Origin of the sequence: Williamsia sp. Leaf354, from assembly GCF_001424365.1 — a bacterium.
GTDB lineage: Bacteria > Actinomycetota > Actinomycetes > Mycobacteriales > Mycobacteriaceae > Williamsia_A.
Genome location: NZ_LMPL01000002.1, coordinates 634,470 through 646,635, shown reverse-complemented (window position 1 = coordinate 646,635; position 12,166 = coordinate 634,470). Strand labels below are relative to the sequence as shown.

At 68.5% G+C, this 12,166-nt stretch carries 13 protein-coding genes; 9 read left to right on the top strand and 4 right to left on the bottom strand.

The window, feature by feature from the left end; all coding sequences use genetic code 11:
- Positions 1 to 33: 33 nt before the first annotated feature.
- The 4 genes from ASG12_RS11060 to ectA all read right to left on the bottom strand — a co-directional run bounded on the left by ASG12_RS11060 (position 34) and on the right by ectA (position 3,366).
- Entirely contained in the window at positions 34 to 954 is a 921-nt protein-coding gene (locus ASG12_RS11060; RefSeq protein WP_055789143.1) for a D-isomer specific 2-hydroxyacid dehydrogenase family protein, read from the bottom strand.
- Between the two features lie 17 nt (positions 955 to 971).
- Entirely contained in the window at positions 972 to 1,367 is a 396-nt protein-coding gene (locus ASG12_RS11055) for an ectoine synthase (protein ID WP_055789141.1), read from the bottom strand.
- A gap of 67 nt (positions 1,368 to 1,434) precedes the next feature.
- The gene (ectB, locus tag ASG12_RS11050) at positions 1,435 to 2,688 is read right to left on the bottom strand and encodes a diaminobutyrate--2-oxoglutarate transaminase (RefSeq protein ID WP_055789139.1); all 1,254 of its coding nucleotides are present in this window, start codon (positions 2,686 to 2,688) and stop codon (positions 1,435 to 1,437) included.
- A 159-nt stretch (positions 2,689 to 2,847) separates the two neighbouring features.
- Positions 2,848 to 3,366: a diaminobutyrate acetyltransferase gene (gene ectA, locus ASG12_RS11045; protein WP_055789136.1), complete on the bottom strand. Its 519-nt coding sequence runs from the start codon at positions 3,364 to 3,366 to the stop codon at positions 2,848 to 2,850.
- Positions 3,367 to 3,577: 211 nt separating this feature from the next.
- Between ectA and rsmD the strand changes: the two genes are divergently transcribed.
- The 9 genes from rsmD to kdpB all read left to right on the top strand — a co-directional run bounded on the left by rsmD (position 3,578) and on the right by kdpB (position 12,162).
- Positions 3,578 to 4,150 carry a 16S rRNA (guanine(966)-N(2))-methyltransferase RsmD gene (gene rsmD / locus ASG12_RS11040; protein ID WP_055789588.1) on the top strand — a complete coding sequence of 191 codons (573 nt, stop codon included), beginning with the start codon at positions 3,578 to 3,580 and terminating at the stop codon, positions 4,148 to 4,150.
- A gap of 40 nt (positions 4,151 to 4,190) precedes the next feature.
- Positions 4,191 to 4,667 (top strand): pantetheine-phosphate adenylyltransferase, encoded by a 477-nt coding sequence (gene coaD / locus ASG12_RS11035; protein ID WP_055789134.1) that lies wholly within the window; start codon positions 4,191 to 4,193, stop codon positions 4,665 to 4,667.
- 124 nt (positions 4,668 to 4,791) lie between these two features.
- A complete protein-coding gene (locus tag ASG12_RS11030; RefSeq protein WP_045822403.1) occupies positions 4,792 to 5,571 on the top strand; it encodes a DivIVA domain-containing protein in 780 nt (259 codons plus the stop codon).
- Positions 5,572 to 5,633: 62 nt separating this feature from the next.
- The gene (locus ASG12_RS11025; protein ID WP_055789131.1) at positions 5,634 to 6,245 is read left to right on the top strand and encodes a YceD family protein; all 612 of its coding nucleotides are present in this window, start codon (positions 5,634 to 5,636) and stop codon (positions 6,243 to 6,245) included.
- 44 nt (positions 6,246 to 6,289) lie between these two features.
- Positions 6,290 to 7,018, top strand: coding sequence for a ribonuclease III (gene rnc / locus ASG12_RS11020; RefSeq protein ID WP_055789586.1), 729 nt, complete (start codon positions 6,290 to 6,292; stop codon positions 7,016 to 7,018).
- Between the two features lie 27 nt (positions 7,019 to 7,045).
- Positions 7,046 to 7,954 carry a bifunctional DNA-formamidopyrimidine glycosylase/DNA-(apurinic or apyrimidinic site) lyase gene (mutM, locus tag ASG12_RS11015; RefSeq protein WP_055789129.1) on the top strand — a complete coding sequence of 303 codons (909 nt, stop codon included), beginning with the start codon at positions 7,046 to 7,048 and terminating at the stop codon, positions 7,952 to 7,954.
- 289 nt (positions 7,955 to 8,243) lie between these two features.
- Positions 8,244 to 8,342 (top strand): potassium-transporting ATPase subunit F, encoded by a 99-nt coding sequence (locus tag ASG12_RS11010; RefSeq protein WP_055789125.1) that lies wholly within the window; start codon positions 8,244 to 8,246, stop codon positions 8,340 to 8,342.
- Positions 8,343 to 8,347: 5 nt separating this feature from the next.
- The gene (gene kdpA / locus ASG12_RS11005) at positions 8,348 to 10,033 is read left to right on the top strand and encodes a potassium-transporting ATPase subunit KdpA (protein ID WP_055789123.1); all 1,686 of its coding nucleotides are present in this window, start codon (positions 8,348 to 8,350) and stop codon (positions 10,031 to 10,033) included.
- 83 nt (positions 10,034 to 10,116) lie between these two features.
- On the top strand, positions 10,117 to 12,162 hold the full coding sequence (kdpB, locus tag ASG12_RS11000; RefSeq protein ID WP_156378069.1) for a potassium-transporting ATPase subunit KdpB: 2,046 nt from the start codon (positions 10,117 to 10,119) through the stop codon (positions 12,160 to 12,162).
- The last annotated feature ends 4 nt before the right edge of the window (positions 12,163 to 12,166 follow it).

Below are 12,166 nucleotides of genomic sequence, written 5' to 3'. Positions count from 1 at the left end.
CGTCGGCCGTCGACCGAGGTCGCGCCGGTGTGATCAGTAGGTGCTGTCGGGGGAGATGGTCGAGAGGAGTTCCTCGCCGGCCCGGAAGCGTCGGAGGTTCTCGGCGACCCACGGCGCCAGTGTCCGTGTGAGTCCCGAGGCGGGGTTGGCGACGTGCGGGGTGACGATGATCCGGGGCTCGTCGAAGAGGGGGTCATCGGGACCCGGTGGCTCGGGGTCGGTGACATCGAGGGCTGCACCGGCGATCTCGCCCGCGCGGACCGCCCGCAGCAGGGCGGCCTGATCGATGAGGGTGCCGCGTGCGACGTTGACGATCCAGGCGTGGTCGGGGAGCGCGGCGAGAACCGAGCCACCGATCAGGTGACGGGTCTCGGCGGTCGACGGCGCGGCGAGCACGACGTGGTCGCAGCGCGGCCACACCTCGGCGACGCGATCGGCGGGCAGGGTCTCGCGGGCTCCGTCGACCCGACGACCGGATCGGTTGACGGCGATGACGTCGGCGCCGCACGCAACGAGTCGGGGGATCAGCGATCGCGCGATGCCGCCCGCGCCGATGATCGCCACCGTGGACCCGTGCAGCGAGCGGATGGTGGTGTCGATGACCTGCTTGTCCCAACGCGACGTCACCGCCGCGGGGATCTGTCGCAGCCCGGCGAGCAGCAGCGCCAGGGCGTGCTCGGCGACGTTCTCGGCGTAGAAGCCCGACGCATTGGTCCATGTACGACGGTCGTCGATGAGTCCCGCCGCCATGAACTCCTCGATACCGGCGAGTCTGAGCGCGACCCACTCGACGGCGTCGGGGAGGTCGGTGGGGAAGTCGTCGACACCTCCCGCCCACACCAGCACCTGCGCCTGCTCCAACGGGACGAGCACCCCACCCGCGGATTCGATCGCGGCGGTGAGGTGCTCGTCGTGTCCCGGCGCCAGGGCGACCGGGGTTGTCTCGCTTGTCATCCCATGACGATAAGGGGTCAGTCGACGGTGACGAGTGGGTAGACACCGTTCTCGTCGTGGGTCTCGTTGCCGACCACCGGCGGGTTGAACACGCAGTACATGCGCAGCTCGGTGGTCGCGGTGACGGTGTGGCGCTCGTGGCCGTTCAGCAGGTACATGGTGTCGGGCCCCAGCGGGTACTCCTGGCCGGTCTCGCGGTCGAGCAGCGTGCCCTCACCGGAGATGAGCCATACGGCCTCGACGTGGTTCGCGTAGTGGAACTCGTTGACGGTGCCGGCCTTGATGACGGTCTCGTGCAACGAGAAACCGACCCGGTCGCCACCGAGGATGATCCGCTTGGAACGCCAGTTGCCGTTCTCGGCGACGATGTCGCGGTCGGTGTCGGTGATCTCTGTGGTGGTGCGGACGATCATGGACGCGTTCCTTCCCGTTGCGGTCCGGCCCGGTCGGGCCGGGGACATGCGTGTGTTCTCCGAGTGCTCAGACGACCTTGGCGGTCGCCCGCGCGAGGATGTCGAGTCCCTGCTCGAGCTCGTCGTCGGAGATCGTCAGTGGCGGAAGCAGTTTGACGACCTGGTCCGACGGTCCGGCGGTCTCGGTCAGCAGGTGCTCGTCGAAGGCGAGCGAGCACACCTTGCCGGCGTTCTCGGCGACCTCGAACACGAGGCCCTGGGCCATGCCGCGACCCCGGGTGCTGACGCCGTCGTACTTCTCCGACAGCTCGGTGAAGGCCTCGTGGATCCGGTTGCCCTTGGCGATGGTCGCCTTCTCGAAGGTGTCGTCGGACCAGAAGTGGTCGATGGCGGCCTTCGCCGTGACGAACGACGGGTTGTTCCCGCGGAAGGTGCCGTTGTGCTCGGCGGGGCTCCACACGTCGAGATCGCGCTTGAACAGGGTCAGGGCCATCGGCAGGCCGTAGCCACCGATCGACTTCGACAGCGTGACGATGTCGGGGGTGATGCCGGCGATCTCGAACGAGAAGAACGGACCGGTACGGCCGCAACCCATCTGGACGTCGTCGACGATGAGCAGGATCTCGTGGCGCTTGCACAGATCGGCCAGGCCGCGAAGCCACTCGGCGCGGGCGACGTTGACGCCGCCCTCACCCTGGACGGTCTCGACGATGACACCGGCGGGCTTGTTGAATCCGCTTCCCGAGTCGCCGAGGACCTGCTCGAACCAGCGGAAGTCCTTCATGTCGCCGTCGAAGTAGTCGTCGTAGGGCATCGGGGTGGTGTGCACCAGCGGCACACCGGCGCCGGCGCGCTTGAACGCGTTACCGGTCACCGACAGCGCGCCCAGTGTCATGCCGTGGAAGGCGTTGGTGAAGTTGATGATCGCCTCGCGACCGGTCACCTTACGGGCCAGCTTGAGGGCGGCCTCGACGGTGTTGGTGCCCGTGGGGCCGGGGAACATCACCTTGTAGTCGAGGTTGCGCGGCATCAGGATCGTGTCCTGGAAGGTCTGCAGGAACTCACCCTTCGCGACGGTCGACATGTCCAGACCGTGGGTGATGCCGTCGCCGGACATGTACTCCAGCAGAGCCTCTTTGAGCACCGGGTGGTTGTGCCCGTAGTTCAGGGCGCCCGCGCCGGCGAAGAAGTCGAGGTAGCGCACACCCTCGCGATCGGTCAGCCAGGACCCGGACGCCTTCTCGAAGACGGCGGGCCACCCGCGGCTGTAGCTGCGGACCTCGGACTCTCGCGTGTCGAAAATGTCGGAAGAAAAGGTCATGGTCGTCCTCAGATCAGAAATGGTGAGTGGTCACGGCTGCGGCGCGGCGTGCGTGCCGGGCACTGTGGCTGTACCCGGGAGTGCGGCGAACGTCGTCGTCCGCTCGCACGGGGAGGCGGGCCCGGATCGTCGTCTGTACATCCGGTGCGCAATCGGGGTCTACGAGCGCGGAGCGATGGTGTAGAGATCCTCGGGCTCGTGGGAATCCGGGAAGTCCTCCGGCGCGAAGTAGTCGCGACGGGTGATGGTCATGTCACGACGCTCGGCGAACGAGGTGAACAGCTTCTGCGACGCCTCGTTGTCGGGGCTGATGGTGGTCTGCATCCGCGTGATGGAGTCGGACTCCACACGATCCATCAGTGCGGACAGCATGCGCCCGGCGAGACCGAGACCGCGCTGGTCGGCGTCGACCGCGACCTGCCACACCATGACCGTGTCGGGCGCCTGCGGGCGCACGTATCCGGTCACGAAGCCGACGACGGTACCGTCGACCTCGGCCACGATGCTCGTGCGCGCGTAATCCTGGCACCAGAGCACGTAGGCGTAGCTGCTGTTGAGGTCGAGGACCTCGGAATCACGGGCGATTTCCCAGAGACGAACGCCATCGGCGACATCGGGCTCCCGGAAGGAGACCTCGGGTGTGGTGGTCAGGGTGGCACTCGTCTGTATGGGGGTCATGGCAACTCTGAAGTTAACAACGGGTCACACCGATGTCACCCAGAACCGGATATTTGCTGGTGAAAGCGCCTCTAAGGGCCAGTACAGACCCTCTTTGTGATACCCGTCACGAAGTGGCGCACGACGTCGGTGCGACCGGGTCGTGTCGCGTTCGGTCGCCTGGTGCCGCGTCGCCACCGCGAGCGCGGCATCGACGTGGACAATCACCGTCATGAGGATCATCGCGGGGTCGGCCCGCGGGCGCCCGATCGCGGCTCCTCCCGCCGGTACCCGACCGACGTCGGATCGAGTCCGCGAGTCGATGTTCGCGATGCTCGACGCCCGCATCGACCTCGATGGGGCACGTGTTCTCGACCTGTATGCGGGGTCCGGCGCGCTCGGGCTCGAGTCGCTCTCGCGGGGGGCGGCGCGGGCGGTGTTCGTCGAGGCGGATGCCACGGCGGCGTCGACGATCACCGCGAACGCGACGCGATGCGGGTTCGGGGTCGAGGCGTACGACGTCCGTCGGCGCCGGGTCGAGACGACGCTCGCCTCCGCGGCCGACGACCGCTTCGACATCGTGTTCTGCGACCCGCCCTACGACGTGGACGTCGAGGTCGTGGAGGGACACCTGCAGGCGCTCGCCGACAACGACTGGTGTGCGCCGGGCGCGCTCGTCGTGGTGGAGCGTTCGGCCCGGTCGCCACAGATCACCTGGCCGGCGACCGTCACCTCGGAGCGGTCACGACGGTACGGCGACACCCGTGTCGACCTGGGCCAGGTGGCCGACCCCGACGAGGATTGACGACCACGGTCACCGGCGGGCGACTGCTAGCTTGACCGGTATGGCTGGAGCCGTCTGTCCGGGATCGTTCGATCCGCTCACCCGCGGTCACCTGTTCGTCATCGAGCGGTGCGCCCCGCGATTCTCCGAGCTGGTCGTGCTGGTCACGGTCAACCCGTCGAAATCGGGACTGTTCGACATCGACGAGCGGGTCGAACTGATCACCGAATGCACGTCGCACCTGCCGAACGTCCGCGTCGACCGGTGGCAGGGGCTCCTCGTGGACTACCTCCGCACCCACGAGCTGACCACGGTGGTGAAGGGACTGCGGGGAGCGGTCGACTTCGAGTACGAGATGCCCATGGCCACCATGAACCGCGACCTGGCCGACGTGGAGACCTACTTCATGCTCACCGAGCCCCGATGGGCGCACGTGTCGAGCTCGCTGGTGAAGGAGGTCGCGCGACTCGGGGGCGACGTCGAGGCATTCCTCCCGCCGCCGGTGTTCTCCGCTTTGGGCGCCAAGCTCGCGCAGTAGTGCCGACGCGCCGACACACCGAGGCTCGCCTGCCCGGGATTCTTCGTACCAGTGGGCACAATAGTCACAGGAACAACACCAACCACTCGAGTCGGGCACGTCCCGGCCGAGAAACGAGGTAGCTGTGTATCGGGTATTCGAAGCTCTGGACGAACTGGGCGCCATCGTCGAGGAGGCGCGCGGGGTCCCGATGACCGCCGGATGCGTCGTCCCCCGTGGCGATGTGCTCGAACTCCTCGACGACGTCAAGGACTCCATCCCCGCCGAACTCGACGACGCGCAGGACGTGCTCGACCAGCGCGACAAGCTCATCGGTGACGCGCGTGCCCACGCCGACACCGCGGTCTCCGAGGCGACGTCGCAGTCGGATTCGATGGTCGCCCACGCGCGCGCCGAGGCCGACCGGATCCTGTCCGAGGCCAAGTCGCAGGCCGACCGGATGGTGGGCGAGGCCTCCGCCCACGCCACCGAGCTGGTCACCGATGCCACCGCCGAGGCGCAGCGGACCGCGGCCGGTGCCGCCCGTGAGTTCGAGGCCGTGACCGGTCGGGCCCGCGCCGAGGCCGCCCGGATGATCGAGTCGGGCAACGCCAGCTACGAGAAGTCGGTCGCCGACGGCATCGCCGAGCAGCAGCGACTGGTGTCGGAGACCGAGGTCGTCGCGGCCGCGAAGAGCGAGGCCGACCGCATCATCGACGCCGCTCACGCCGAGTCCGACCGCCTGCGCGGCGAGTGCGACGTCTACGTCGACAACAAGCTCGCCGACTTCGAGGAGGTCCTCACCTCCACGATGCGCTCGGTGAACCGTGGCCGTCAGCAGCTCCGCACGGGGGCCGGCGTTCACGACTACAGCGAGCATCCCCGGGCCGTGCGGGACGACTACCCGACCGGCGTCGCGGTCTGACCTCGTCTCCCACCTCGGGCGAGGTGGGAGATGGTGGTCGGCTCGGCGTATCGTCTACTCCCGTGTCCGATCAGCGTCTTCGATCGAGTTCCGCGGTCACCCCGTTCGTTCTCGACATCCGTTCCCTGGGACGTCGTCCCGGCACGATGACCCAGATCCATCGCACGGTCACCTGTGACCACAGCCTGGGTCTCGACCTCATCGCCATCCCCGCCGACAGCGAGATCGATCTCGACCTCCGGCTGGAGTCGGTCAACGAGGGAGTGCTGGTGACCGGCACGGTCAGCGGCGAGACCGAGGGACAGTGCGCGCGCTGCCTCGATCCGGTGAGCGGCACGGTCAACGTCTTCCTCACCGAGCTGTTCGCCTACCCCGACAGCGTGACCGAGCAGACCACCGACGCCGACGACGTGCACCGCATCGTCGACGACCGGGTCGACCTCGAGCAGGCGGTCATCGACGCGGTCGGTCTCGACCTGCCGATGACGCCGCTCTGTCGCGACGACTGCGGCGGCCTCTGTGTGGAGTGCGGCGTGCGACTCGACACCGCCGATCCCGAACACGGACACGAGTTCATCGACCCGAAGTGGGCGGCGCTGCGCGAGAAGTTCGCGGACCCGGCGGCCACGGATGCACCCGGACCGGCCCGCGACGCGGCCGGCCCCACCGGGTGAGCACGGTGTCGCCGAAGGCCTCCGATCCCGCGGGCGCCGCGTCGTTGCCGGGGCTGCCCGATCTCGTCGACGATCCGACCGACCTGCTCGACGCCCTGGGCGTCGACATCTCGCGCGGACTCCTGACGCTCGCGCTGACCCACCGTTCGTACGCCTACGAGAACGGTGGTCTCCCCACCAACGAGCGCCTCGAGTTCCTCGGCGACTCGGTGCTCGGTGTGGTGGTGACCGAGACGCTGTACCTCACCTATCCCGACCGTCCCGAGGGCGAGCTCGCGAAGATCCGCGCCAGCGTCGTCAACATGTACGCACTCGCCGACATCGCGCGCGGCCTGGGACGCGGTGGCCTTGGCCGCCACATCCTGCTCGGCCGCGGTGAGGAGCTCACGGGCGGTCGCGACAAGGCGAGCATCCTCGCCGACGGCACCGAGTCGATCCTGGGCGCGGTCTACCTCGACCACGGCTTCGAGACGGCGCAGCGCGTCGTCGGTGCCCTGTTCGCACCCTCCCTCGATCGGGCCGCCGTGCTCGGCGCCGGGCTGGACTGGAAGACCTCGCTGCAGGAGCTGACCGCCGAGCGTGGTCTGGGCGTCCCGCAGTACGAGATCACCTCCACCGGTCCCGATCACTCCAAGGAGTTCACCGCCACCGCGGTCGTCGCCGGTGCGTCCATGGGTGTCGGAGCGGGCCGCACGAAGAAGGAAGCCGAGCAGAAGGCGGCCGCCACGGCATGGCAGGTGATCTCGGAGTCGAAGGCCGGCCCCACCTCGTGACCGGCGTGCTCATCCCACCGGTGCGCGGTGCCTGAGCTCCCGGAGGTCGAGGTCGTGCGTCGCGGGCTCGACGCCCACGCCGTCGGCCGGACGATCGAGTCGGTCACCGTGCACCACCCTCGTTCGGTCCGTCGTCACCTCCCCGGCGCCGAGGACCTCGCTGGTGTCCTCGCCGGGACACGCATCGTCGCGGCCCGGCGCCGTGGCAAGTACCTCTGGCTCGACATCGACACGTCGGCGTCGTCGTCGTCCGCGGTCGACCCGCTGACCGAGGCCGCCCCTGATGTCGCTCTCGTCATCCATCTCGGGATGAGCGGTCAGATGCTGGTCTGCGACCCCGCGACCCCGGATCCCACACACCTGCGGGTGCGGGCGGCCCTCGGCGACGGCATGGAGCTGCGCTTCGTCGATCAGCGGACGTTCGGCGGATGGTTCCTCGACGCGCACACCGACACCGACACCGGGGCCGCCATCCCCTCGACGATCGCGCACATCGGACCCGACCCGTTCGATCCCGCCTTCGACCCGCGGGCCGTGGTCGCCACGTGGCGCACCCGACACACCGAGATCAAGCGGGCGCTGCTCGACCAGACCGTCGTGAGCGGCATCGGCAACATCTATGCCGACGAGGCGTTGTGGCGCGCCAGGATCCACGGCGCGCGGCCGACCGACGAGATCGGACCGCGCAAGCTGGGCGACCTCCTCGCCGCGGCGACCGAGGTGATGGAGCAGGCGCTGGCCTCGGGCGGGACGTCGTTCGACTCTCTCTATGTCAACGTCAACGGCCAGTCGGGGTACTTCGAGCGATCGCTGAACGCCTATGGGCGCGAGGGGCAACCGTGCCGCCGATGCGGACGCATCATGCGTCGCGAACAGTTCATGAACCGCAGTTCGTTCAGCTGCCCGAAGTGTCAGGTGCGTCCGCGCGGCGCCTGACATCCGCGCGGAGAAGAACTTAGCGAACCGAACTATAGCGTAGAGGCGCCGTCGCTCGCCGTAGGAATCCCGTAAAGGCGCCAGGTCGCGGCGTCGGAAGTCCGTTAACGACGGCGGAACCGGGGATCCGGATGGGTCACGATCGGGCTCGTAGATCGGACCACCTCGAGTCCGGTCCTTGCCGTTCGTCAGGAGATCGCGTGACCGACTTCGTCTTCGTGCTCACCATCATCGGGTTGTTCGGAGCCTGTGCACTGGTGCTGCGCGCCGTGTCGGGACGGATGTCGCGATGACCGCCTCGGGGACGGTCAACGTCATCCTCCTGGTCGCCGCGCTCGTGGTGGCCCTCTATCTGCTCGCCGCACTGGTCTTCCCGGAGAGGTTCTGACACACGTGAACCCCGCACTCGCCGCCGCCCTCCAGGTCGGCGTCGTCCTCGTCGTCCTCGCCCTCGTGTACGTCCCCCTCGGCGACCACATGGCCCGCGTCTTCACCAGCGCCCGCGACCTCGCCGTCGAGCGCGTCTTCTACCGCGTGGTGCGGGTGGACGCGGGCCGGCAGCAGACGTGGGTCGGCTACGCCGCAGCGCTCCTGGGCTTCTCGCTGGTCGGAGTCCTGTTCCTCTTTGTGCTGCAACGTATCCAGGGTCACCTGCCGATGTCGGGGGGGCGACCCGGGGTGCCGGGCGCGATGGCCTTCAACACGGCGGTGTCGTTCGTCACCAACACCAACTGGCAGTCGTACTCACCCGAGGTGGTGATGGGGAACCTCACCCAGGCCGGTGGCCTGGCGGTGCAGAACTTCCTCTCCGCCGCCGTCGGCCTGGCGGTCGCGGTCGCGCTCGTCCGCGGCATCATCGCCCGCACCACCACCGGTGAGATCGGCAACTTCTGGGTCGATCTCGTGCGCGGTGTCGTCCGAATCCTGTTGCCGCTCAGCGTGCTGTTCGCGATCCTGTTCGTGGCCCAGGGTGTGGTGCAGTCGTTCCATTCCGGGTTCGACTTCACCGGACTCGGCGGCGGCAGCGGCCACGCCGTGGTCGGCCCCTTCGCCTCGCAGGAGGCGATCAAGGAACTCGGCACCAACGGAGGTGGCTCGCTCGCCACGAACTCCGCGCACCCGTTCGAGAACCCCACCCCGCTGACGAACATCGCCCAGATCATCGCGATCCTCGTGATCCCGGTGTGCCTCACGAGGACCTACGCCACGATGGTCGCCGACCGTCGGCAGGGCTACACCGTCCTCGGTGTCATGGCGACGCTGTTCGCCCTGATCCTCGCCGTCACATGGTTCTTCGAGGAGCGGACCAACGGAGCCGCCGCCACCGCGGCCGGCGCGATGATGGAGGGCAAGGAACAGCGCTTCGGTATCCCGGCCTCGGTCCTCTACGCCGTCGCCACCACCGGCACGTCCACCGGTGCCGTCAACGCCCAACACGACAGCTTCTCCGCGGCGAGCGGCGGTGCGGTGATGTGGAACATGCTGCTCGGCGAGGTCGCGCCCGGCGGGGTCGGGACCGGTCTCTACGGCATCCTCGTGCTGGCCATCATCGCGGTCTTCGTCGGCGGTCTGCTCGTCGGACGCACCCCCGAGTTCCTGGGCAAGAAGATCGGCCAGCGGGAGATCACGATGGCCGCCCTGTCGATTCTCGTGATGCCCGCACTGGTGCTCATCGGCACCGCGATCACCGCGATCCTGCCGTCCACCACCGGCTTCCAGGGCAACAGCGGCGACCCCGGGACCCCGGGATCGATCCACGGATTCTCCGAGGTGCTCTACGCCTACGCCTCGGCCGCCAACAACAACGGCAGCGCGTTCGGCGGCCTCACCGTGACCAGCGACTGGTTCCAGGTCTCGCTCGGCGTGTGCATGCTGTTCGGCCGGTTCCTGCCCATCATCTTCACCCTCGCCCTCGCCGGACTGCTCGCGAAGCAGAAACCGAAACCCGCATCGACGGCGACCCTGCCCACCCACGGCCTGCTCTACGGCGGCCTGGTGACCGGCACCGTGCTCCTCGTGGCCGGTCTCACCTTCTTCCCCGCCCTTGCCCTGGGGCCCATCGCGGAGGCACTCGCATGACCATCACCGATCCCGATCCCGGTCCCGGTCCCTCCGGACCGAGCACGTCGGATACCGCGGATACACCCGCGGTGTCGGACGACATGGCCGGCAGCGGGGCGTTCTCGCCCACCCAGCTCGTCCGTTCCCTGCCCGACGCGGTACGCAAGCTCACCCCGCGCGACCAGGCCCGCAACCCCGTCATGTTCGTGGTCTACCTCGGGGCCATCGCGACCACCGCGCTCGCGATCTACCAGCCGTCGTGGTTCTCGTGGGCCATCGCGTTCTGGCTCTGGTTCACCTCGCTGTTCGCCAACCTCGCCGAGGCGGTGGCCGAGGGTCGTGGGAAGGCCCAGGCCGCGAGCCTGCGGAAGGTGAAGCGCGACACCATGGCCCGACGTCTCGGTGACGACGGGTCGATCACCGAGGTCCCCGGCTCGGACCTGACGATCGGTGACCGCATCGTCGTCGAGGCGGGCGAGGTCATCGCCGGTGACGGCGACGTCGTCGAGGGCATCGCGACCGTCGACGAATCGGCGATCACCGGTGAATCGGCGCCGGTGATCCGAGAGTCCGGCGGCGACCGCTGCGCGGTGACCGGAGGCACCGTGGTCCTGTCGGACCGCATCGTCGTCGAGATCACCACCATGCCCGGCGAGTCGTTCGTCGACCGGATGATCGCCCTCGTCGAGGGCGCGTCGCGGAAGAAGACACCGAACGAGATCGCCCTCGACATCCTGCTCGCGAGCCTCACCGTCATCTTCCTGCTCGCGGTCGTTGCCATCGGCCCCATGCAGCAGTACGCGGGGTCGACACCCGATCCGGTGAAGCTCATCGCGCTGCTGGTGTGCCTCATCCCCACCACGATCGGCGCGCTGCTGTCGTCGATCGGCATCGCGGGTATGGACCGACTCGTCCAACGCAACGTGCTCGCGATGTCGGGGCGCGCGGTCGAGGCGGCCGGCGACATCGACACCCTGTTGATGGACAAGACCGGCACCATCACCTTCGGCAACCGCAGGGCCACCGCGCTCGTGCCGGCACCCGGCGTCGCGATCGGCGACATCGCGGGCGCGGCATGCCGTTCGAGTCTCGGCGACGACACCCCCGAGGGCCGCAGCATCATCGACCTCTGCCGTGAGCGCTACGGCGTCGACGTCGACGCGCTGCGACCCGCACCGGGCGCCGCCACCATCGTCGCCTTCACCGCCCAGACCCGGATGAGCGGTCTCGACCTTCCCGACGAGGGTGACCTGCTGATCCGCAAGGGGGCCGCCGACGCGGTGGTGCGCTGGGCCCGCGAGGGGGGAACGACCGTCGACGACGCGGTCACCTCCGCGGTCGAACAGATCGCGGCCGGTGGCGGCACACCGCTGCTGGTGGCCGACCGTGCAGGGTCGGCCCCGGTCCGCGTCCTCGGAGTGATCGCGTTGTCCGACGTGGTGAAACCCGGTATGGCCGAACGGTTCGCGCAGTTGCGCGCCATGGGCATCAAGACGGTGATGGTGACCGGCGACAACCCGCGCACCGCCGCGGCGATCGCCGCCGAGGCCGGCGTCGACGACTACATCGCCGAGGCCACCCCGGAGGACAAACTCGCGCTGATCAAGACCGAGCAGACCGGTGGACGGCTCGTCGCGATGACCGGCGACGGCACCAACGACGCACCGGCGCTGGCGCAGGCCGACGTCGGCCTGGCGATGAACACCGGTACCTCGGCGGCCAAAGAGGCCGGGAACATGGTCGATCTCGACTCCGACCCGACCAAGCTCATCGACGTGGTCGCGATCGGCAAGCAGTTGCTGATCACCCGCGGTGCCCTCACCACGTTCTCCCTCGCCAACGACCTCGCCAAGTACTTCGCCATCCTGCCCGCATTGTTCACCGGCATCTACCCCCAGCTCGACTCGCTCAACGTGATGCGCCTGCACTCGGCGCAGTCGGCGATCGTGTCGGCTGTCATCTTCAACGCGCTCATCATCGTCGCGCTGATCCCGCTGTCGCTCAAAGGTGTTCGCTACCGGCCGTCGTCGGCCTCGAGGCTGCTCGGGCGCAACCTGCTCCTCTACGGCGTCGGCGGTGTGGTGTCACCGTTCGTCGGCATCTGGCTCATCGATCTCGTCGTCCGCTTTCTCCCGGGAATGGGGTAGCAGC

What these genes read in the sequence shown, in the direction of transcription:
- ASG12_RS11060 (WP_055789143.1), bottom strand. Translation starts at nt 954, where the DNA reads ATGACAAGCGAGACAACCCCGGTCGCCCTGGCGCCGGGACACGACGAG.
- ASG12_RS11055 (WP_055789141.1), bottom strand. Translation starts at nt 1,367, where the DNA reads ATGATCGTCCGCACCACCACAGAGATCACCGACACCGACCGCGACATC.
- ASG12_RS11010 (WP_055789125.1), top strand. Translation starts at nt 8,244, where the DNA reads ATGACCGCCTCGGGGACGGTCAACGTCATCCTCCTGGTCGCCGCGCTC.
- rsmD (WP_055789588.1), top strand. Translation starts at nt 3,578, where the DNA reads ATGAGGATCATCGCGGGGTCGGCCCGCGGGCGCCCGATCGCGGCTCCT.
- coaD (WP_055789134.1), top strand. Translation starts at nt 4,191, where the DNA reads ATGGCTGGAGCCGTCTGTCCGGGATCGTTCGATCCGCTCACCCGCGGT.
- ectA (WP_055789136.1), bottom strand. Translation starts at nt 3,366, where the DNA reads ATGACCCCCATACAGACGAGTGCCACCCTGACCACCACACCCGAGGTC.
- ectB (WP_055789139.1), bottom strand. Translation starts at nt 2,688, where the DNA reads ATGACCTTTTCTTCCGACATTTTCGACACGCGAGAGTCCGAGGTCCGC.
- kdpB (WP_156378069.1), top strand. Translation starts at nt 10,117, where the DNA reads ATGGCCGGCAGCGGGGCGTTCTCGCCCACCCAGCTCGTCCGTTCCCTG.